The 20419-nt window shown below is 65.1% G+C and carries 16 protein-coding genes and 1 pseudogene; 11 read left to right on the forward strand and 6 right to left on the reverse strand.

All coding sequences use genetic code 11. The features are described from left to right. Nucleotides 1-62 precede the first annotated feature (62 nt). The 7 genes and pseudogenes from M8J71_RS02135 to M8J71_RS02165 all read left to right on the forward strand — a co-directional run bounded on the left by M8J71_RS02135 (nt 63) and on the right by M8J71_RS02165 (nt 9138). The gene (locus tag M8J71_RS02135; RefSeq protein ID WP_256246382.1) at nt 63-1736 is read left to right on the forward strand and encodes an ABC transporter substrate-binding protein; all 1674 of its coding nucleotides are present in this window, start codon (nt 63-65) and stop codon (nt 1734-1736) included. A gap of 198 nt (nt 1737-1934) precedes the next feature. Beyond that, nucleotides 1935-2912: an ABC transporter permease gene (locus tag M8J71_RS02140; RefSeq protein WP_256246383.1), complete on the forward strand. Its 978-nt coding sequence runs from the start codon at nt 1935-1937 to the stop codon at nt 2910-2912. Nucleotides 2913-2923: 11 nt separating this feature from the next. Next, nucleotides 2924-3863 (forward strand): annotated as a pseudogene (locus M8J71_RS02145) (ABC transporter permease). Then, nucleotides 3860-4822 carry an ABC transporter ATP-binding protein gene (locus M8J71_RS02150; RefSeq protein WP_256246384.1) on the forward strand — a complete coding sequence of 321 codons (963 nt, stop codon included), beginning with the start codon at nt 3860-3862 and terminating at the stop codon, nt 4820-4822. The pseudogene M8J71_RS02145 and the gene M8J71_RS02150 overlap by 4 nt, the downstream one beginning before the upstream one ends. After that, nucleotides 4819-5919, forward strand: coding sequence for an ATP-binding cassette domain-containing protein (locus tag M8J71_RS02155; RefSeq protein WP_256246385.1), 1101 nt, complete (start codon nt 4819-4821; stop codon nt 5917-5919). Before M8J71_RS02150 ends, M8J71_RS02155 begins: the two co-directional genes overlap by 4 nt. Beyond that, on the forward strand, nt 5916-7472 hold the full coding sequence (locus tag M8J71_RS02160) for a glycoside hydrolase family 32 protein (RefSeq protein WP_256246386.1): 1557 nt from the start codon (nt 5916-5918) through the stop codon (nt 7470-7472). The genes M8J71_RS02155 and M8J71_RS02160 overlap by 4 nt, the downstream gene beginning before the upstream one ends. Nucleotides 7473-7713: 241 nt before the next feature. After that, nucleotides 7714-9138: a glycoside hydrolase family 32 protein gene (locus tag M8J71_RS02165; RefSeq protein ID WP_256246387.1), complete on the forward strand. Its 1425-nt coding sequence runs from the start codon at nt 7714-7716 to the stop codon at nt 9136-9138. Nucleotides 9139-9229: 91 nt separating this feature from the next. Here M8J71_RS02165 and eda read toward each other — a convergent pair whose 3' ends face one another. Genes eda through M8J71_RS02195 form a run of 6 tightly spaced genes read right to left on the reverse strand, consistent with a single transcriptional unit; the run spans nt 9230 to nt 15966 of the window. Beyond that, complete coding sequence (gene eda, locus M8J71_RS02170) at nt 9230-9859, reverse strand: bifunctional 4-hydroxy-2-oxoglutarate aldolase/2-dehydro-3-deoxy-phosphogluconate aldolase (protein ID WP_256246388.1); 630 nt, start codon at nt 9857-9859, stop codon at nt 9230-9232. Continuing rightward, complete coding sequence (locus M8J71_RS02175) at nt 9852-11321, reverse strand: mannitol dehydrogenase family protein (protein WP_256246540.1); 1470 nt, start codon at nt 11319-11321, stop codon at nt 9852-9854. Before M8J71_RS02175 ends, eda begins: the two co-directional genes overlap by 8 nt. Further along, nucleotides 11309-12244 carry a PfkB family carbohydrate kinase gene (locus tag M8J71_RS02180; protein WP_256246541.1) on the reverse strand — a complete coding sequence of 312 codons (936 nt, stop codon included), beginning with the start codon at nt 12242-12244 and terminating at the stop codon, nt 11309-11311. The genes M8J71_RS02175 and M8J71_RS02180 overlap by 13 nt, the downstream gene beginning before the upstream one ends. Nucleotides 12245-12291: 47 nt before the next feature. Then, nucleotides 12292-13554 carry a D-mannonate dehydratase ManD gene (gene manD / locus M8J71_RS02185; protein ID WP_256246542.1) on the reverse strand — a complete coding sequence of 421 codons (1263 nt, stop codon included), beginning with the start codon at nt 13552-13554 and terminating at the stop codon, nt 12292-12294. A gap of 7 nt (nt 13555-13561) precedes the next feature. Beyond that, on the reverse strand, nt 13562-14587 hold the full coding sequence (locus M8J71_RS02190; RefSeq protein ID WP_256246389.1) for an L-idonate 5-dehydrogenase: 1026 nt from the start codon (nt 14585-14587) through the stop codon (nt 13562-13564). Then, nucleotides 14584-15966 carry an MFS transporter gene (locus tag M8J71_RS02195; protein WP_256246390.1) on the reverse strand — a complete coding sequence of 461 codons (1383 nt, stop codon included), beginning with the start codon at nt 15964-15966 and terminating at the stop codon, nt 14584-14586. The genes M8J71_RS02190 and M8J71_RS02195 overlap by 4 nt, the downstream gene beginning before the upstream one ends. Nucleotides 15967-16115: 149 nt before the next feature. Here M8J71_RS02195 and M8J71_RS02200 point away from each other — a divergent pair, with 149 nt between their 5' ends. The 4 genes from M8J71_RS02200 (at nt 16116) to M8J71_RS02215 (ending at nt 20386) form a co-directional block, all read left to right on the forward strand. Further along, complete coding sequence (locus M8J71_RS02200) at nt 16116-16841, forward strand: GntR family transcriptional regulator (protein ID WP_256246391.1); 726 nt, start codon at nt 16116-16118, stop codon at nt 16839-16841. A 478-nt stretch (nt 16842-17319) separates the two neighbouring features. Further along, nucleotides 17320-18396: an alkene reductase gene (locus tag M8J71_RS02205; RefSeq protein ID WP_256246392.1), complete on the forward strand. Its 1077-nt coding sequence runs from the start codon at nt 17320-17322 to the stop codon at nt 18394-18396. 121 nt (nt 18397-18517) lie between these two features. Further along, nucleotides 18518-19231: an SDR family oxidoreductase gene (locus M8J71_RS02210; protein WP_256246393.1), complete on the forward strand. Its 714-nt coding sequence runs from the start codon at nt 18518-18520 to the stop codon at nt 19229-19231. Between the two features lie 156 nt (nt 19232-19387). Further along, nucleotides 19388-20386, forward strand: coding sequence for an NADP-dependent oxidoreductase (locus tag M8J71_RS02215; protein ID WP_256246394.1), 999 nt, complete (start codon nt 19388-19390; stop codon nt 20384-20386). The last annotated feature ends 33 nt before the right edge of the window (nt 20387-20419 follow it).

Raw genomic sequence — 20419 nt, forward strand, 5'->3', positions numbered from 1 at the left:
GAAGAGCAACCCCTCCCCCACCCCTTCACCTTGCTGATGAAGATAGGAAAGAGATAACCATCATGACACAACCCCGATTCCTGAGGGCTGCCCGCATCACGGCGGCCGGCCTGGCGGCAGGCGCGTTGCTGCTGACCGGCTGTGCAGCCAACGGCAACAAGGCTGCCGGCACCGACGCCGCAGCGAACGCCAGCGCCTTCCTCACCATTCCGCGTGAGGACATGGGCACGTTCGTGCAGAACTTCAACCCGTTTGCCCCCACCGTCAACCCGATGGTCCAGCAGTCCATCTACGAGTCGCTGCTGATCTTCAACCCCGCCAAGGGTGACACGGTGCCGTGGCTGGCCACTGAATGGAAGGCCGCCGACGACGGCAAGTCCATCACCTTCACCCTGCGCGACGGCGTTAAATGGTCCGACGGCCAGCCCTTCGTGGCCGAGGACGTCGCCTACACCTTCGAGCTCCAGAAGAAGATCAAGGGAGGCTTCGAGTACCTGGAGACCGTAACGGCCGACGGGAACAAGGTCACCTTCACCTTCAACAAGCCGTGGTCCCCGGCCCTCTACGACCTCGGACAGCTCACCATCCTGCCCAAGCACGTCTGGTCCACCCTCAGTGACCCGGAGAAGGACGCCAATGCCAGGCCCGTCGGCACAGGCCCTTACACCGAGGTTGACAGTTTCCAGGCCCAGTCGTTTGTGCTGAAGAAGAACCCCAACTACTGGCAGCCGGACAAGCAAAAGATCGCCGGTATCAAGATGCTCGCCTTTGCAGGAAACGACGGCGCCAACCTCGCCGCCGCGAACGGCGACGTGGACTGGGCTCCGCAGTACATCCCGAACATCGAAAAGACGTTCGTTTCCAAGGACAAGGAACACCGGCAGTACTGGTTCCCTGCCACAGGTGCCATGATCAACTGGCAGCTCAACACCACCAAGGCCCCCTTCAACGATGTTGATGTCCGCAAGGCCCTGAGCATGGCCGTTGACCGGGAGCAGGTCACCACGATCGGCATGGGCGGCTACGCCAAGCCTGCAGACTGCACCGGGCTCTCCGGCAACTACGAGACTTGGAAGAACAAAGAGGTCCAGGACAACTGCACCTGGACCAAGCTGGATGCCCAAAAGGCCAACGAACTGCTGGACAAGGCGGGCTACCCGAAGGGTGCCGACGGCAAGCGTACCCTCAAGGACGGCAAGCCGTTCGAGTTCAAGATCTCTGTTGGTGCAACCTCGTCCGATTGGCTGTCCGTGGCCAACGTGATCTCCCAGAACCTGGCAGAAGTCGGCGTTACGGCCAAGGTGGAATCCCCGGACTGGGCAGCCGTTGTCGCCGGCTACGAGACCGGCGACTTCGACTCCGGCATCGTCTGGAGCGCCAACGACCCCAGCCCGTACAAGTACTTCAACGCCGCCATGGGCACGGCGACCGTCAAGCCCGTGGGCACCAAGACGTTTGACAACTACCACCGCTTCGGCGACACCACAGCCGACGCCCTGCTGGCAGAATTCGCTGCAGAGGCCGACGAGTCCAAGCAGAAGGACATCGTCAACAAGCTGCAGGAAGAGTACGACGACGCCGCACCGCTGGTGCCGCTGTTCTCCGGTCCGGAATGGGGCGCCTTCAATGACACCCGCTTCACCGGCTGGCCGACCCAGGACAACCCTTACGCCACGCTCTCGGTGAAGTCGCCCACCACGGTGCTTGTGCTGACCACGCTGGAACCGCGCAAGTAATCCCCACCGCCTCCCTGGCCTCGCTCCCCTTCGGCCAGGGAACCTCCCCTTACCTCCCCAAGCTCGCAAGCTCGCTCGGGGCCCCTCGGTAAGGGGCCCCGCGGCAGCGTGGGCCCACCCGCCCCACCTCAGCTGGCCGCCGGATCATCCGGCGGCCAGCCCCCCAAACTTTCCGTAATTCCCGAATGGAGGGAAACCGTGCGCTTCATCCTGCGCCGCCTGGGTTTCTACCTGATCGCCTTCTGGGCATCCGTCACCCTGAATTTCCTGCTCCCGCGCTTCATGCCCGGGGACCCCGTCTCCCGCATGTTCGCCCGCTCCCAGGACAGAATGCAGCCCGAACAGATCGAGGCCCTGCGCAAGCTGCTCGGCGTTGACGACCGGCCCCTCTGGGAACAGTACATCGGCTACATGTCCAACATCTTCACCGGGCAAATGGGCGTTTCCATCTCCCGGTTCCCCACCCCGGTCACCGAGGTCATTTCGTCCCAGATCGGCTGGACCCTCCTTCTCGGCGGAACCGCCCTGGTGATTGCCGCCGTCGTGGGTAACCTGCTGGGTGTCCTGGCCGCCTGGCGGCGCGGCGGCGCGGTGGACTCCGCGCTTCCACCGCTGCTCGTATTTATCGGCTCCTTCCCCTACTTCTGGCTCGCGATGGGTGCCCTGTACCTGTTCGGCGTCGTACTGAACTGGTTCCCCATCCGGCACGCCTTCACTGCCGGCCTGGAGCCCGGGTTTACGTGGGAGTTCATTGGCGACGTCGGCGCCCACCTGGTGCTTCCGGCACTGACCATCGTGCTGGTCTCCATCGGGGGCTGGATGCTGGGCATGCGGAACACCATGATCGCCACCAACTCCGAGGACTACATCACCATGGCCGAAGCCAAGGGACTCCGCCCGGGCCGGATCATGCTCCGCTACGCAGCACGCAACGCCATGCTCCCGTCGGTCACCAGCTTCGGCATGGGACTGGGATTCGTGGTGGGCGGTGCGCTGCTCACCGAGGTGGTGTTCGCCTACCCCGGCGTCGGCTACCAGCTCCTTAACGCCGTCCAGGGCCTCGACTACCCGCTCATGCAGGGCCTGTTCCTGACCATCACCGCCGCCGTGCTGCTGGCCAACTTCCTGGTGGACATCCTCTACGTCCGCCTCGACCCGCGCGTGCGCAGCAACTAGGGGAATCGATCATGACAACCGCAATCCTCAAGCAACCCGGCACAACGGCCGCCAAAACCCCGGCTGCCCGCAAGCCCAACCGCAGCTTCGTCCACGGCATCCTCACCAACAAAAAAGCCCTGACAGGCATGGCCGTGATGCTCGTCTTCATCGCACTGGCCCTGCTGGCACCGGTGCTCTTCCCCGGCGACCCGTCGCGGATCACTGCCATGGCCTCCCTGGAACCATCAGCCGAGCACTGGCTGGGAACTACAGCCAAGGGACAGGACGTTCTCTCGCTGACGGTCCACGACTCCCGGAGTTCGCTGTTCGTGGGGCTCACCGTTGGTTTCGCATCCACGTTCATCGGCATCCTGGTGGGACTTGCCTCGGCGTACTTCGGCAAGTTCATCGACGAAGCACTCTCCCTGGTAACCAACGTCTTCCTGCTCCTGCCCGGCCTGCCGCTGCTGGTCATCCTGGCCGCGTTCCTGCCCATCGGGGCTGGGCACCGTAATTCTTGTCCTCGTGGTTACCGGCTGGGCAGGCTCAGCACGCGTCCTGCGCTCACAGGCCCTATCCATCCGCTCCAAGGACTTTGTGGCCGCGGCCGTAGTGTCCGGCGAACGGGCAGGCCGGATCATGTTCCGCGAAATCCTGCCCAACATGGCCTCGATCGTTATGGGCACCCTGCTGGCATGCGTGATCTACGGCATCGGCGCCCAGGCGGGCCTGGAGTTCCTGGGCCTGGGCGATGCCAGCACGGTCTCGTGGGGCAACAACCTCTTCTGGGCTGGCAATGAAGGCGCCCTGCTGACGGGCAGCTGGTGGGTGTTCGTGCCCTCGGGCGTCTGCATCGCGCTGGTCGCCTTTGCCCTTGCCCTCATCAACTATGCAGTGGACGAGGTCACTAACCCGCGGCTGCGGAAGATCAAAACCCCGAAAGATACCGAAAGGAGCACCTCCAAATGACCATCTCCCAAGTGTCCTTCGGCTCCCACGAACCCGTCCTGGACGTCAAGGACCTCACCGTCAAATACATCGGCGACACCCGCTCCACCACCGCCGTCGACCGCGTTTCCTTCAGCATCGGCACCGGTGAGGTGTTCGGTCTCGCAGGGGAATCGGGCTGCGGGAAGTCAACCATCGCCAATTCGATCATGCGGCTCCTGAAGGATCCCGCGAAGATCGCAGGGGGCAGCATTTCCTTTGGCGGCAAGGACGTCCTGGCCATGAGCCCGGAGGAACTGCGGCGTTTCCGCTGGCAGGACGTGGCCATGGTCTTCCAGTCAGCCATGAACTCGCTCAATCCGGTACTGACCATCGGCGAACAGATCGTGGACATCTACACCACCCACGCCGGATACTCCCGGAAGGAATCACTGCGGCGCGCTGCTGAGCTGCTGGAACTCGTGAGGATTGACCCCGCGCGCCTCAAGTCCTACCCGCACCAGCTCTCGGGCGGCATGCGTCAACGGGCTGTCATAGCGATGGCCGTGGCGCTCAAGCCGTCCCTGCTGATCCTCGACGAACCCACCACCGCGCTGGATGTGGTGGTGCAGCAGGAGATCATGGCGCAGATCAAGGATCTTCAGCGCGAGCTCGGCTTCTCCGTCCTGTTCATCACGCACGACATGTCACTCATGGTGGAACTTTCCCACCGCATGGCCGTGATGTACGGCGGCAGGATCGTGGAAACCGGGAAGGCCCAGGACGTCTACGCCAACCCCCGCCACCCCTACACCCAGGCGCTGATGGGCGCGTTCCCGCCGCTCACCGGCCCGCGTGTTCCGCTGACGGGGCTGCCCGACGGCGTGAAGTTCCGGAACATCCCGGACCTCACCGAGGCGGCTCCCGGCCATTTTGTGGCCCCGTTTGGTGCCGACGCTGCAGTGATCGATTCCGCAACCCTGGCAGGAGCCGCACGATGAGCCAGTCCCTGACGTCCCCCGCGGCTGGTTCCACCACCAGCACCCCCGCCCTTGAAATCCGTGGCCTCGGCAAGTCGTTCCCCATCGGGGGGCTGTTCACCCGCGGATCGGTCCGCGCTCTGCACGGAGTGGACCTGACCATCGGCCGCGGCGAAATTGTGGCGCTTGTGGGCGAGTCCGGTTCCGGCAAGAGCACCCTGGCCCGCTGCGTAGCCCGGCTCGAGAAGCCGAGCTCCGGCGCCATCCTGATCGACGGCGTCGACATCCTTAAGCGGGACCGCTTCCAGGCGTCGCGTGTGTTCCGGTCCCAGCTGCAGATGGTCTTCCAGGACCCCTTCGGTTCACTGAACCCGGCCCACAGGATCGAGCACTTCCTGCGGCGTTCGCTGGCAATCCACGGCAAGGGCGGCGGCTCCGCGGAGGAGACCCGGCGGCGGCTCGAAGAACTCGTGACCACTGTTGGCCTGCAGGCCGACATGCTGAACTCGTATCCGCACGAGCTCTCCGGCGGCCAGCGCCAGCGTGTTGCGATCGCCCGTGCCCTCGCCGTTGAACCACAAGTCATCCTGGCCGACGAACCCACCTCCATGCTGGATGTTTCTGTCCGCATCGGCGTGCTGAACCTGATGCGCAAGCTCCGCGACGAGCAGGGGATCTCCATGCTCTACATCACCCACGACCTCGCCTCCGCCCGCTACCTGGCGGACCGCACGGCCGTCATGTTCGCCGGGGAACTCGTTGAGGAAGGCGAGTCCCTGGACCTGCTGGCAAACCCCGCGCACCCCTACACACAGCTCCTGGTTTCGGCAGTCCCGGACCCGGACCCGGCCCGGGCAGGCTCGTATGATCCCGTCCGCCGTGCCGGACTGCGGCAGGCGGTGATGGCTTCGACGACGTGCGCTTACGACGGCGACCCGAACCAGGCGTGTTCGTCCGAAGTACCCGTGCGCCATCAGGTGGGAGACACCCAAAACCGGCACTGGGTGCGCTGCCACCTCTACCGGCCCTGGGCTGGTAACGACGGCCATGCCCTGGCGGGCGAACCGGCACAACCCAACCTCCCGTCGTCGAACGCCCAAGAAAAGGCCTCAGCATGACTGAACTCACCCACCCGCTCGCCACCGTTCCCCAGGATGAGCTGGTTGCCCGGGCGGAAGCCGACCCCCTCCGGCCACGCTTCCATTTCCTGTCACCGGCCGGGTGGCTCAATGATCCCAACGGCGTCAGCCAATGGAACGGCACGTACCACCTCTTCTACCAGTACAACCCGGAGGGCGCTTTCCACCACCGCATCCAGTGGGGTCATGCCACCAGCACCGACCTCGTCAGCTGGACGGACCAGCCTGTTGCCTTGGAGCCGTCCGCAGGCCCCGACGCCGAGGGCTGCTGGTCCGGGGTCTTGGTGAACGACGGCGGCACGCCCACCCTGGTGTATTCGGGGCGGTTCGAGGGCAAGGAGCTGCCCTGCGTGGCCGTAGGATCCCCGGACCTTTTGAGCTGGACGAAGGACCCCGGAAATCCCGTGATCGCAGCACCGCCGGCTGGCGTGGACATCACAGCGTACCGCGATCACTGCGTCTGGCGTGAAGGAACCACGTGGCGGCAGTTGGTGGGTTCAGGCATCCGTGAGCGCGGCGGCACCGCGTTTTTGTACGAGTCCTCAGACCTGCGGCGGTGGGATTACATCGGGCCGCTGCTCATCGGCGATGCCTCGCATGGCGATCCTGCGGACAATGACTGGACGGGGACCATGTGGGAATGCGTGGACCTGTTCCGGGCGGGACAGGGTTCGCTGGGATCTGCACCTTCTGACGGGTTGCCGGATGTGCTGGTCTTCTCCGCCTGGGACGACGGCGACACCCGGCACCCGCTGTACTGGACCGGCCGGTATGCCGGGGATACCTTCGAGCCCGCGGCGCTGCACCGCCTCGACTACGGAGGCCGTTTCTTCTACGCACCACAATCGTTCCAGGACGAGTCCGGCCGGCGTGTCATGTTCGGCTGGATGCAGGAAGGCCGCAGTGACGCGGCGATGGTGGAAGCCGGCTGGTCGGGCGTCATGAGCCTGCCGCGAATCGTCACGGCGGCGGAGGACGGGACTCTCCGCTTCGCGCCCGTACCTGAACTTAAAAGGCTGCGCCGCCACCACGCCGGTCTGGCCGCACAGGTGTTGGCCGGGACAACCGTGCCCTTGGACACCGGTATATCCGGCAACCAACTCGACCTCGAACTGGACCTCCAAATCGACCCGGGCGCCCTGCTGCGACTAGGCGTACTGGGCTCCCCGGACCGTGACACGCCCGGCAGCCCCAGCGAGGAAACGATCATCGAGCTGCGCAGGGCGGCTGACGGCACCAACAACGGCATGCTCCGCCTGGACCGCACGCGAAGCAGCCTGGATCCGACGGTTGATGTGGAAGACAAGTCCGGCCCCGTTCCCATGCCCGAAGGTCGGGTGCACCTGCGTGTCATCCTGGACCGGTCCGCCGTCGAAATTTTTGCCAACGGGATGCCGCTCACAGCGCGCGTGTACCCCACGCTGGGCGGGGAACGTGTCAGCCTTGCCGCCGAAGGCACGGCACGGATACTCTCCCTCGACGCCTGGACCATGGCCAACATCCATGAGGGTACGCGGCTCCTCTTCCCCTGAACTCCCGGGGCAGTAGATCAAAAACCACTGACACGGCAGCATCGAGGCTGCCCAAAAACAAGAAGGAAACCATGGAAGATTCACCCACGGTCTCTCGTCGTTCACTCCTAACCGGAAGTGGGGCGGCGGCACTCAGCGGATCGCTCGCGCTGACAGCAGCGTTTGCTGAACCCGCCGCAGCCGCACCGGCCAGGACACCCGATCCGGGATCAAAAGGCCCACTGTCAAAGGATCACGCCGAATGCGCCCCGCCTACCACTTCAGCGTGCCGGACAACTGGAAGAACGACCCGCAGCGCCCCATCTACATAGACGGGGAATACCACTACTACTACCTCTACAACGCCAACTACCTGCAGGGCGGCGGAGGCACATCATGGCGCCGCGCGACCACCACGGATCACGTGGCGTTCACCGACCGCGGCGTCGCGATCCCCAAGTTCAGTAACGGCAACGGTGACTGCTGGTCAGGATGCCTTGTGGTCGATGAGCGGAACACCGCCGGCTACGGCGAGGGGACGGTGCTCGCGCTCGTGACGCAGGCGCCGGAAGGCCGGCAGGCCCAGTATCTTTGGTATTCAACCGACCGGGGGCGCTCGTTCCAGGCCGCCGGCACGGCCCCGGTGCTGCCGAACCCCGGAGTTCATGACTTCCGCGATCCCAAAGTCATCTGGGACGCTGACCGCGGGCAGTGGTTCATGGCGAACGCCGAGGGGCAGAAGCTCGGCTTCTACACATCGGACGACCTGCGGTCCTGGCGGCGCGTCGACGAGTTCGTACGCACGGATGTCGGGCTGCTGGAATGCCCTGATATTTTCCGCATGACCGCTGACGACGGCAGCTCACACTGGATCCTCGGCACGAGCGCCAACGGCAAAGGCCGCGGCCTGCCCGCCACCTATGCGTACTGGACAGGCGCCTTCGACGGTACATCGTTCACCCCCGATCACCCCGAGCCCGAATGGCTCGACTATGGCTATGACTTTTACGGGGCGGTCACATACCCGCATCACGACGCCTCAGGTGTAGAAGATGAGACCCTCCGCCGGGCAATTGGGTGGGCGAACTTCTGGGACTACCCCCACAACACGCCAACCCTCGAAACAGACGGCTACAACGGCGATGACATGATCGTCCGCGACATCCGCCTCAAACACACAAACGGTGTGTACCACCTCGTCTCCGCCCCCACCTCGGCGCTGCAAAACCATGTGAAGCGCACCCATCTTTTGGGCGACGTGCTTGTAAGGGGCACCCGCGACCTCGAGGTCGGCGCTTCCGCTTACGACCTCAACTGCGAGCTCGTATGGGACCCAGCTTTCCCACCTGCGAACGTGGGTCTTGAAGTGTGCCGCGCACCGGGCGGCGGAAGGCACGTCGCCGCCGGCGCATTCCTGCGGGGCCCCTTCGTCTACCTGAACAGGCGTCCCACCATCAACCCAACCGGCGGCGAAACCCAGACGCCGATTGACCCCTCGACGGGACGGCTCACCCTTCGCATCCTTGTGGACCGCACGAGCGTGGAGGTATTCGTCGGAGACGGTCGGGTGGTGCACTCGCACCGGGTATTCCCGCTTGGAGGCGACAACGGAATCCGCCTTTACGCCCATGAAGCAGCCGCCACTTTCCGGAAGCTGACCATTCACGAAATCGAGGCCACGCATTAGTCCAAGCCCCAACGCGACGATACCTTCGAAGAGGCGTTCAAGACGGTCCGCTGCAGCCGCCGCTCGGTTTTGAACCCGAAGCGGCCCCGGATTACTTCATCCGGAGTGCGGCCGCCCCTTCGGCGAGCTGGGTGATTTGCTGCCAGTTCTGGTTGTCGATGGCGCTGCGGGGGGTGAGCCAGCTACCGCCGACGCAGGATACGTTGGGCAGCGCAAGGTACGCCGGTGCGGTAGCCAGGCTGATTCCACCGGTCGGGCAGAACTGAACCTGCGGGATGGGAGCTCCAATGGCGGCGAGATAGTCGGGGCCGCCGGCGGGTCCTGCAGGGAAGAATTTCATGGTGTCCAGCCCGCGCTCGAGCACTGCCATTACCTCGCCCACTGTGGCTACGCCGGGCAGGACAGGGATACCCAGGGTCAGCATGTAGTCCAGCAGGGACGGTGTCACGCCCGGGCTGACGAGGAACTGCGCTCCGGCGGCAACCGCCGCGTCTGCCTGACCGGGGGTTAGGACTGTGCCTGCCCCGACCAGGATGTCGGGCACCTCGTTGGCGATGAGCTTTAGTGACGTAAGCGCACTCTCGGTGCGGAGCGTGAGCTCGATGATGCTGACGCCGCCGGCGGCCAGGGCCTTGGCAAGGGGAACTGCATGTTGCGGGTCATCGATGGTTACCACCGGAATGACGGGTGAAACGTGCAGGACGCTGGGGGCATTAGCCATGGTTAATCTCGTTTCTCAGGCCGTCCAGGCCTTGGGTATCAATGATGCGGTACCAGTGCAGGAGGAGCCCTGCGAAGGTGCTGTCTGCGGCGATTTCGGCGTCAAAGACGCTGCGGCAGGTAAGGAGCGCCGGAATGACAGTGTCCGCTCTCCGGTCGGCGGGAAGCACCGCTTGGAGTTCGGCGGCGAGGGGATCATTTAGCCCGGCCGCCGGTGTGGTGGCCACGTGGTGCATCCAGGCGGCGACAGCCAGGGCAGCCCACCGCGGCTCGCGGCCTGCATCAAGGTTTGCGCGGATGGTGGTCAGCAGCCGGAGCCCGATTTTCTGGGAGCCGTCACTCCCGACTTTGGCCGTGGTGTGTCCCAGGGCGGGGTTGGCAAAACGTTGCAGGATCTGGGCGCAGTAGGTTTCACCGTCCAGGCCGTCAGGCAGGCTGACGGTGGGAAGGGCGTCCTCGGCCAGCATCAGTCGGCACGCCCTGCGGAAGGAGTCCTCTCCCACGGCGTCACTGATGGTGTCCAGGCCCGCGGCAAGGCCCAGATACGCGAGCAGCGAGTGGCTGGCGTTGAGCAGTCGCAGCTTTGCAGCTTCCCAGGCGGCGACATCATGGCTGAACAGCGCGCCGGCTTCCTCCCAGGCGGGTCGGTCTCCGGCAAAGTTATCCTCAATCACCCATTGCATGAAGGGTTCGGCCACCACTGCGGCCTCGTCCCGGAGTCCCAGTTCGTGTTCGACGGCGTCCAGGTCCCTGGACGTTGTGGCCGGCACCATGCGGTCCACCATGGTGCTGGGGAACGTGACATTGTCCTCCAGCCAGGTGAGCAGCGGTGTGCGTTCGGTGTCCGGGAGGGCCGCGGCAAACGCGCGGACCAGGGTGCCGGTCAGTTCCCCGTTGCCCGGCAGGTTGTCGCATGAGACAACGGTGAGCGGCCCGCCGCCGGTGAGGGCCCGCTTCTGAATGCCGCGGGTGATTTGCCCGATGGCGGTCAGTGGCGGCTTCCCGGCGAGGTCGGCTCGAACCTGCTCGTCCGCGAGGTTAAGCGACCCGGTGTGCGGGTCGATGCGGTAGCCCTTTTCGGTAACCGTCAGCGTGACCACCCGCGTACTGTCCGCGGCGATCCGGTCCACCACGGCTTCCGGCCGATCCCTGCCGGAGATGGCTTCCACAATGCTGGAAACAACGCGGAGCGGCGCGGCGCCGCTGCCGCGCTCGGCAACGGTGAACAGCCCGTCCTGGGGTGCCAGCTGGCGTGCGACTGTGTCCGAGCGCTGGGTCACCCCAACAATGCCCCAGTCAGACGAGCCGGTGGCGAGCATGGCGTCTTCCGTGAAGACGGCGGTGTGGGCTCGGGCGAAGGCCCCCAGGCCCAGGTGGACGATGCCCGGCCGGATGGTTGTGCCCTCGGCGGCAGCACGGTGCTTGCCGTTGGCGTCGAGGGATGCGGCGCTTAGGCGTGTGATGGCGCTGCTCCTTCCGGTGCAAGGGCGCTGGAAGCATGGGCCTGGGTCTGCTCCAGCGTGGGGATTAAGCCGGTGCCGCCCTTGCCGCCCACCACCAGTGACGCCGCCGCGGCACCGTACCGGGCAGCGACGCGAAGGCTGTCACCAAGGACCATCCGGGCGGTCAAGGTCCCGACGAACGCATCGCCCGCGCCCGTCTGGTCCACCACGGCAGGTGCCGGGATGGAGTCGATCCAGGTTTTGTCCTGATCTTCACCGTCCAGCTGGATGCCCTCGGCGCCGCAGGTGACGGCCACATTCCGCGTGCCGAGGCTGCGCAGTTTCGCCGCGGCATCCTCCGGCGTGGGACAGCCCAGCAGCGCCGAAGTCTCGCCAGGGAAGGACGGGGTGGCCAGGAAGGCGCGGGGTGCCAGCTGCAGCAGCGCCGCCCTCGCCTCCTCTACCGAGGTGAGCCGCGGGCGGAAGTTGGGGTCGAAAACGAACCGCTTGGCGACGGCCGCGGCCTTCATGACTGCGGCTCGGGACGAATCCGAGATGGCGCAGGCGATGCCGCCCGCCACTACGGCGCCGGCGGCGGCGAAAACTGCCGGGTCGACGTCGTCCGGGCTCAAAGTGGACCCCACGCTGCCGCTGCGGGCGTAGGAGAACTCGCGCTGCCCGTCGGGGTCGCAGTGCACCAGGTAGACACCCTGCTGCCCGCGGCGGAACTTCAAAAGGTCAGGGGCAACGCCGAGTTCCACGATCCGGGCGGCGATTGCCTTGCCGAGGTCGTCGTCGGTCAGTACTGACAGCAAGCCGACGCGGGCACCGACTGCAGCAGCGGCGGCGGCGACGTTGAGGGCGTCGCCGGAGATCCCGAGCTGGGCGGGCACACCGTGCCCAAAGGCCACGTCGGTGGCCACTTCGACGAGGATCTCCCCCATCACGACGACGTCAAACGGCTGGTTCTCGATAGGCATTGTTGCGTCGTTCACCAGTCATGCACCGATCCATCGAGCCGCCGGTTGATGGGCAGGTATTTCGGGTCGAAGGGGAAGCGGGCGGCGGCTTCCTCGTTGAACTCCACCCCGATGCCGGGGGCGTCTCCGGGGTGCATGTAGCCGTCGTTGAAGGTGTAGGACGTTGTGAACACTTCGTTGGCCGGTTCCCGATGGCCCATGTATTCCTGGATGCCGAAGTTGGGGATGCTCATATCTACGTGCAGGGCTGCGGCGAACGACGCAGGGGAAAGGTCGCCCGCGCCGTGGGAGCCCGATCGGACACCGTACAGATCCGCCAGTGAGAAGATCCGGCGCAAGTGCGTGATGCCGCCGGCGTGCGAAACGGAGGTGCGGATGTAGTCGATGAGGCGTTCGGTTATCAGCTGCTGGCAGTCCCAGATGGAGTTGAACACCTCGCCCACTGCGATGGGTGTAGTCGTGTGCTGGCGGATCAGGCGGAACGCCGACTGGTCCTCCGCCGGCGTCGGATCCTCGATCCAGAACGGCCGGTACTGCTCCAGCGAAGCGCCCAGCCGCCCGGCCTCAATCGGGGAGAGCCGGTGGTGCACGTCGTGCAGGACATGGGTGCCGTAGCCGAATTCCTCACGGACGTGCGCCATCATCCTGGGTGCGAAGTCCAGATACGCCGACGTCTCCCAGGTGTCCTCCTGCGGGACGTTGCCGCTGGCAGGCTCGTACAGCTTCCCGTCCACCGGCGCAATGCCATAGGTTTTGTCGAGGCCAGGCACCGCAGCCTGGACCCGGATGGCCTTGTAGCCGAGGTCCAGGTGGTGCTGGAAGTCGGCGCCCAGGTCCTGCAGGGTGGAGCCGCTGGCGTGGCCGTAGACCATAACACCCTCGCGGGCCGCACCGCCCAACAGTTCGTAGACGGGCATGCCCGCTGCCTTGCCCTTGATGTCCCAGAGGGCGACGTCGATGGCGGCGATCGCCGTCATGGTCACCGGTCCGCGGCGCCAGTAAGCCCCCTTGTAGAAGTACTGCCACGCGTCTTCGATCCGTCGCGCGTCGCGGCCGATCAGCATCGGGCAGAGGTGCTCGGACAGGTAGGACGCCACCGCCATCTCACGGCCGTTGAGCGTGGCGTCGCCGATGCCGGTGATGCCGTCCTCGGTTTCGATAACGAGGGTGACGTAGTTCCGTCCGGGCGACGAAACCACTACCCGTGCGTCGGTGATCTTCACTGGTTGGTCCTTTGGATGTTGATGGAAAGTTGTATCGAACGGAACTGTCAGCTGTGGCTCAGCTGAGCTTGAGCATGACTTTGCTGCTTCCGGCAGCAGGATCTCCGAAAACCCTCATGGCTTCGGCTGCCTGGTCGATCCCGAACTTGTGCGTGATGACCGGGGATACGTCCAGGCCTTCCGCCATGGCGCGGAGGGCGTCACTGATTTCGTCCGCGAAGCGGTAGGAGCCGATCCAGGTGATCTCGCGCGTCACCAGGTCGCCCAAGGCGGCAGGTGCCGGAGCGCCCGGCAGGTTTCCGACCTGGACGAGGGTGCCGCCGCGTGCCGTGGCGCGGAGAACGCCGCCCAGCACTGCCGGAATGCCGGACGCTTCGAACACCAGCTCCATGTCCTCGGGGAGGCTTCCACCGCCGGAAACGTTCCGGACCTCATCGGCGCCCATGGCTTTGGCGATTTTCAAGGCCGCGTCGTTGATGTCGGCGGCGATGACGGTCCTGGCGCCGGCGTACTTTGCCGCAGCCACCACCAGGGAGCCGATGGGCCCGGCGCCGTTGACCAGGACGTCACGGCCGGTGAGGCTGCCGGCCCGGCCCACCGCGTGCAGGGCGACGGCGAGCGGTTCGGCCAGGGCGCCGTGCAGCGTGTCCACACCCTCCGGCAGCGGCCGGATCTGGGAGGCCCGGGCGAGCTTCCGTTCGCTGAACCCGCCGTCGGTGTGCGGGTCAAAGGCGGCAGAGCCGAAGTACCGGATCTGCGGGTAGAGGTTGGTCCGGCCGGCCAGGCGCTCCGGCATGATGCCGTCACCCACCAGTTCAGCGGGGTGCACGGTCACCGGCTGGCCCACCTCGAGGTCAGTGACGCCGTCGCCGAGCTGGGCGATCCGTCCTGCCACCTCGTGGCCGAGGACGAGCGGTGACTTCAGCGCCGCCGTCCCCGACGCGCCGTGGCGCCAGTACGAAAGGTCCGATCCGCAGATGCCGCCCCATTCGACGTCGAGCACTACTTCGCCGGGGCCGGCTACCGGCTCCGGCCGTTCGTCGATCCGGAGATCGTTGGCGCCATGGACAACAACGGCTTTCATACTGCGTCTTCCAGGCGGACCATGTCGCGGCCACGGACCTCGGGACCGACGAAGGCCGAGATGAGGGTAATCAGCGAGTACGCGATCAGCATCGCAGCCAGGGGCCACCAGTGGCCGGTGATCGCAGTGAGCGTCGCGGCCAGCAGCGGGCCGATAGCCGTAGCCAGGATGCCGCCGATTTCCTTCGCCAGGGCGAGCTGCGTGAAGCGGGTCCGGGCACCGAAGAACTCGGCCATGGTCACGCTTTCCATGGCGAACAGGCTGAGGACGCCAAGGTTCAGGCCGACGACCATCGCGATGGTGATAAGGGTGGTGTTGCCGCTGGTAACCATCATCAGCATGGGGATCGCGAAGATTGCGGTGAGCGAGCTCAGCACCAGGTAGAGCGGCCGGCGTCCGAAGCGGTCACCGAGGATGCCCATGACCGGGATGGTCAGGAAGCCCAGCAGCGAGCCGTACATGATGGCGGTGGTGCCCACGCTCTTGTCGACGAGGAGGACGGTGGCGAGGTAACCGATGATGAAGGTCTGGATCAGCCCGGAGTTGCCTGCCTGGCCAAAGCGAAGGCCGAGAGCGATCAGGAATGCTTTGCCCTTGCGCTGGTGCAGGGCGGCCTCGATGGTGCTGGTCTTTGCCAGTTCCTCTGCCGCGGCGATTTCCCGCTTGGAGAGCGCAACACCGTCGACGACGTCGGCGCGCTCCTCGAAGACGGGGCTTTCCTTGACGTGGTGGCGGACCCAGACGGCGAAGATCATCAGGACGAAGCTGAACAGGAACGGGATGCGCCAGCCCCAGCTGAGCAGCTCCTCTTCGGACAGGGTGGAGACGAGGATCGCCCAGATGGCCGAGGCGGCGAGGGTTCCGGAGTTGGTGCCCAGGCATACGAGTGAAGAGATGAGGCCGCGGCGGCGGGCGGGAGCGAACTCGGCCAGCATCACGGTTGCACCCGCGATCTCAGCGCCGGCACCGAAGCCCTGCGCCAGGCGCAGCGCCACCAGCAGGATGGGGGCCCAGATGCCGATCATTGCGTAGGTGGGGAGAACACCGATCAGGGTCGTGGAAGCGCCCATCAGGGCGATCGTAATGAAGAGGACCTTTTTGCGGCCGATCCTGTCACCCATGCGGCCGAAGTAAACGGCACCTGCAAGACGGGCAACATAGCCCACGCCGTAGGTTGCCATCGCGGCGATGAGGCCGATCACCGGGCTGACGTCGGGGAAGAAGAGCTTGTTGAACACGATCGCTGCTGCCAGCGAATACAGCTGGAAGTCCATGAATTCCATGGCGGTTCCCAGCCAGCCGGACACAGCGACCTTGGCCAGTTCCTTGGTGGGTTTTGCCTCCGGCTTGGTAACGGGCGGCGAGATGCTCTCAGTCATCTGATGCTCCTTTGCAGGCGATGAAAAACGAAGGGGAGATTCAAAAGGGGGAGGCTTGCCGGGATCAGGGGTTGTGACCGGCAACACGTCGTTTGCTACTACCATACAAGCACTACCATTCTAGTGTGTCAACCCTTTAGAATGGGTGCATGGGAACCGAGAAAAGAGGCGCCGCTCCGCGGCTGTCCGTGAGGGACAAGACGCTGGAAACGATCCGGCGCCGAATCATCTCCCTCCAGCTGCCTCCTGGAGAGCCGCTCTCAGAGAATGAGCTGGCCCAGGAACTGGGCGTGAGCCGGACGCCGGTCCGCGAAAGCCTGATCCTGCTTCGGGAAGAGGGCCTGATCCAGGTCTTCCCCCAAATTGGCTCCTTTGTCTCCCTGGTGGATCTTGGCCGCGTCTCGGAGGCCCAGTTCGTGCGCGAAGCCATCGAATGCGCCTCCTTGCGGGACCTGGCCGTGGACGCTGAGGGCATTGCCGGGCTCCGGCTAATCCTCAAGAGCCAGACGGAAGCCGATGCACAAAAAGACGTCGAGGAGTTTTTCCGGCTCGACGAGGAATTCCACCGCGAGCTCCTCCGCCTTGCCGGGCACGAGTCTGCCTGGTCCGCAGTCAACTCAGCCAAGGCACACCTTGACCGCGCCCGTCGACTGAGCCTGCTGGACACCAGGCCCATCGCAACACTGATCCAACAACACACCGCAGTAGTGGACGCCCTGGAAACAAACAACCTTGATGACGCCGACAGCTCGCTGCGCCTGCACCTGCGGGGCGTCTTCGAGGACGTCCAGAGGATCCAGGAAACCACCCCTGAACTCTTTTCCGACGGCACAGTCGCCCGGCCCAGCCGTCGAAGCGTAGCGCGCCTGTCCTGACCAGATCGGTTTAGGAGTTCAGCCAGAGCCGGGCTCGACTCGGGAACCACGCATTATGTCGGCATGCGCCACCCTCGGTCCGGATGCACAGGGCGAGGGAGTGCCGTGCTGGAGTTCCTTGGGGGTCCCCGAACACGATCTCCCGAAGGGGAGTTCGGCCGCAGTCAATCTGCTTGCCGTCGCACTCCGGTACCCGCCGAATCATCGCCACCACCGCCCCCCACACATCCCGAATGGTCTCGGCGGCGGTTCCACCTCCCGCAACGCGTCGGGCATCTGGAGTTCTGCGCGAGCAGGAGCAATTTCATTCGCTTGAGGGGCAGCGGGAAGATCAACCGGGAATAGAATCTGATTGTGCTCAGTTATGAGTTTAGTCATCACACCATCGACTCGGTAGTAACGCTGCTCCCCAGCGGCCGAACACGGGCTTGTCGCGCCGGTGATGCTCAGACACTTCGATCGCAAAAGGACTAAATCCATGACCTCGTCTTCTCTCTGGCAACCGTTCACTCTTGCCCGCCTGGACCTTCCCCACCGGCTGGCGCTCGCACCGATGACCCGAAACCGAGCGAACCCGGATGGCACGCCGGGTGAGTTGGCCGCTGAGTACTACGGGCAGCGCGCCTCATTGGGGTTGATCATTACCGAAGGGACGCAGCCGTCAGCGGATGGGCAGGGCTATATGAACACGCCGGGGATCTACACCCCTGAGCAGATCGAAGGCTGGCAAAAGGTCACCGGCAAAGTGCACGCCGGCGGTGGGGCGGTGTTCATCCAGCTGATGCATGCCGGCCGGATGTCCCATCCGGACAATACTCCCCACCATCGTCGGCCGGTGGCACCCTCTGCGATCCCCGCGGACCAGGAAATATTCACGCCAACGGGACTGCAGGAGACGCCGGTGCCGCGAGAGCTAAGCACCGAGGATATCCGGGCCACCGTGGCTGAATTCCGTCACGCCGCAGCTTCTGCCATCGCCGCCGGCGCCGACGGAGTAGAAATCCACGGCGCAAACGGCTATCTCTTGCACCAGTTCCTCTCCCCAAACGCCAACCACCGCAGCGACTCCTACGGCGGATCGGTAGAAAACCGCTCCCGCTTCGTGATCGAGATCGCCGAGGCTCTGGCCGAGGAAATAGGGGCGGACAGGGTTGGCATCCGCCTCTCCCCCGCCATGCCCCTGGGTGGAATCAACGAGGGCGACACCGAAAGCGTGCGCGCTCAGTACCGGCACCTTGTCGGTGAGCTGGCCACCCTGGACCTGGCCTACCTGCACCTACACCACGTGGGCGACGAGGAACTCCTCCGCTCCCTCAGGGATCTTTGGCCGACGGCGGTGCTGGTGGTCCGCTATGGACGTAACCGCGAGCAGGTCGCCGGAGACATCGAAGCCGGCCTTGCTGACATCGCCCCGTTGGGCCGCTTCGCGCTGGCCAACCCCGACATCGTCGAGCGCCTGCGTTCCGGCGCCCTTCTGAATGAGGTGGACCCCACCACCGTGTACGGCGGCGGAGCAGTCGGCTACACCGACTACCCAGCCCTTGCCCCCGTCTGACCGGCTTGCCCGCCCCCGCCTGCTCCCCCTCGGAGACAAGGGGCGGGCGGCCCCAAACGACCTCAGCACCATCCACACCGTCCGGGTGCGGATGCAGCCCCATAACAAGAAAGTTCGTGAAATGCCCTCACTCAATGAAGCAGTCGTCCTCGTCACCGGTGCAAACGGCGGCATCGGTACACACTTCGTCCACGACGCCCTCGCCCGCGGCGCCAGCAAGGCCTACGCCACCGCCCGCACCCCCCGAACCTGGCAGGACGAGCGGATCGTCCCGCTCACCCTCGACGTCACAGACCCCGCGTCCATTCGGGCCGCAGTCGAGGCCGCAGGCGACGTCACGGTGTTGATCAACAACGCCGGGGCCAGCGTGGCAAGCCCGGGCATCCTTACCCACACCGACGCAGAGATCCGGACAAACGTCGAGACAAACTTCCTCGGCCCACTTTTCCTCGCCCGCGCGTTCGCGCCGATCCTGTCCGCGAAGGATGACTCGGCTATCATCGACATCCACTCCGCAATGAGCTGGTACGCCGTCGGCGGCATTTACAGCGCCACCAAGGCCGCCCTCTGGTCCGCAACCAACTCGCTGCGGCTGGAACTCGCACCCGAAGGGGTCCATGTGGTGGGCGTTCACGTCGGGTACGTCGACACGGCGATGGCTGCGAACGCCACCGATCCCAAGATGGACCCGGCCGATCTCGTACGCGCGGTGATGGATGCCGTAGAAGCGGGCGAATACGAGGTGCTGGCAGACGAGACATCCGTGCAGCTCAAGGCCGGGCTTAGCGCCCCCATCGAGGTTCTCTACCCACAACTGGCCGCCAAGACCGCTTAGAACACGCGTGGCGTACAGAACCAGCCATCGCCACCTCTCCCCCGCTCGCAACCACCAGGCCTCACCCTTGACAAATATCTGAGTGCAGTCATAATTGATTATAATCATTGACAAAGCCTGACCGGCCCCTACCACCCCCCAGAAGGAGCATCCAGCATGCGAGCGTTTGTAGTCACCAAGTACAGGGAGCCGCTGCGCGAGGCAGACGTCCCCGAGCCAATCGTCGGGGACCGCGATGTGCTCGTACAGGTGCAGGCAGCGGGCCTGAACCAACTGGACGAGAAGATCCGGCTGGGCGAGTTCAAGCAGATCCTGCCCTACAAACTCCAGCTGATCCTCGGCAACGACGTCGCTGGCACTGTCCTCCAAGTCGGTGCAAACGTGCGCGGGTTCAGGCCGGGCGATGAGGTCTACGGCCGCCCCGACAAGGACCGCATAGGTACGTTCGCCGAGCGCATCGCCGTCGCCGAGGAAGACCTGGCCCTGAAGCCGGCATCGGCCAGCATGGAGGAAGCGGGCTCACTGCCGCTGGTGGCGCTCACAGCCTGGCAGGCCCTCGTTGAGCAGGGCAACGTGCGTCCAGGGCACAAGGTCCTCATTCACGCCGGCGCCGGCGGGGTCGGCTCGATCGCTATCCAGCTCGCCAAGCACCTCGGCGCGACCGTTGCAACCACCGCAAGCGGCTCCAACGCCGGCTTCGTGCGCGATCTCGGAGCTGACATCGTGATCGACTACCGCAGCCAGGACTTTGAGCAGCTCCTCAGCGGGTACGACCTCGTGCTCGACAGCCTTGGCGGGGAGAACCTCGAGAAGTCACTTCGCATCCTCAAGCCCGGCGGCAAGGCTATTGGGATTTCCGGCCCGCCGGATCCGGCGTTCGCCCGCAAAGTCGGGCTGAATCCTGTGCTCCGCCTGGCAATCGCTCTACTCAGCAGCAAGATCCGGCGGCAGGCCAAGAAGCTCGGCGTCAGCTATGAGTTCCTTTTCATGCGCGCCAGCGGGGACCAACTGCGCCAGATCAGCGCCCTGGTCGATAACGGCGTGCTGCGCCCCATAATCGGGAAGGTCTTCAGCTTCGACCAGACCCCGGAAGCGCTGCAGTCCCTGTCCACGGGCGGCATCCGCGGAAAAGCAGTGGTCGCCCTGAGCCACTGAACCGCCACCCTTAACACCTCACACAACTACGCA

This window comes from Pseudarthrobacter sp. R1 (assembly GCF_024494415.1).
In the GTDB taxonomy this organism is placed as follows: domain Bacteria; phylum Actinomycetota; class Actinomycetes; order Actinomycetales; family Micrococcaceae; genus Arthrobacter.

Excerpts from the sequence above, each read along its gene's own strand:
- M8J71_RS02135 (WP_256246382.1), top strand. The coding sequence starts at position 63 with ATGACACAACCCCGATTCCTGAGGGCTGCCCGCATCACGGCGGCCGGC.
- M8J71_RS02150 (WP_256246384.1), top strand. The coding sequence starts at position 3,860 with ATGACCATCTCCCAAGTGTCCTTCGGCTCCCACGAACCCGTCCTGGAC.
- M8J71_RS02155 (WP_256246385.1), top strand. The coding sequence starts at position 4,819 with ATGAGCCAGTCCCTGACGTCCCCCGCGGCTGGTTCCACCACCAGCACC.
- M8J71_RS02160 (WP_256246386.1), top strand. The coding sequence starts at position 5,916 with ATGACTGAACTCACCCACCCGCTCGCCACCGTTCCCCAGGATGAGCTG.
- M8J71_RS02165 (WP_256246387.1), top strand. The coding sequence starts at position 7,714 with ATGCGCCCCGCCTACCACTTCAGCGTGCCGGACAACTGGAAGAACGAC.
- eda (WP_256246388.1), bottom strand. The coding sequence starts at position 9,859 with ATGGCTAATGCCCCCAGCGTCCTGCACGTTTCACCCGTCATTCCGGTG.
- M8J71_RS02180 (WP_256246541.1), bottom strand. The coding sequence starts at position 12,244 with ATGGGGGAGATCCTCGTCGAAGTGGCCACCGACGTGGCCTTTGGGCAC.
- M8J71_RS02190 (WP_256246389.1), bottom strand. The coding sequence starts at position 14,587 with ATGAAAGCCGTTGTTGTCCATGGCGCCAACGATCTCCGGATCGACGAA.
- M8J71_RS02195 (WP_256246390.1), bottom strand. The coding sequence starts at position 15,966 with ATGACTGAGAGCATCTCGCCGCCCGTTACCAAGCCGGAGGCAAAACCC.
- M8J71_RS02200 (WP_256246391.1), top strand. The coding sequence starts at position 16,116 with ATGGGAACCGAGAAAAGAGGCGCCGCTCCGCGGCTGTCCGTGAGGGAC.
- M8J71_RS02205 (WP_256246392.1), top strand. The coding sequence starts at position 17,320 with ATGACCTCGTCTTCTCTCTGGCAACCGTTCACTCTTGCCCGCCTGGAC.
- M8J71_RS02210 (WP_256246393.1), top strand. The coding sequence starts at position 18,518 with ATGCCCTCACTCAATGAAGCAGTCGTCCTCGTCACCGGTGCAAACGGC.
- M8J71_RS02215 (WP_256246394.1), top strand. The coding sequence starts at position 19,388 with ATGCGAGCGTTTGTAGTCACCAAGTACAGGGAGCCGCTGCGCGAGGCA.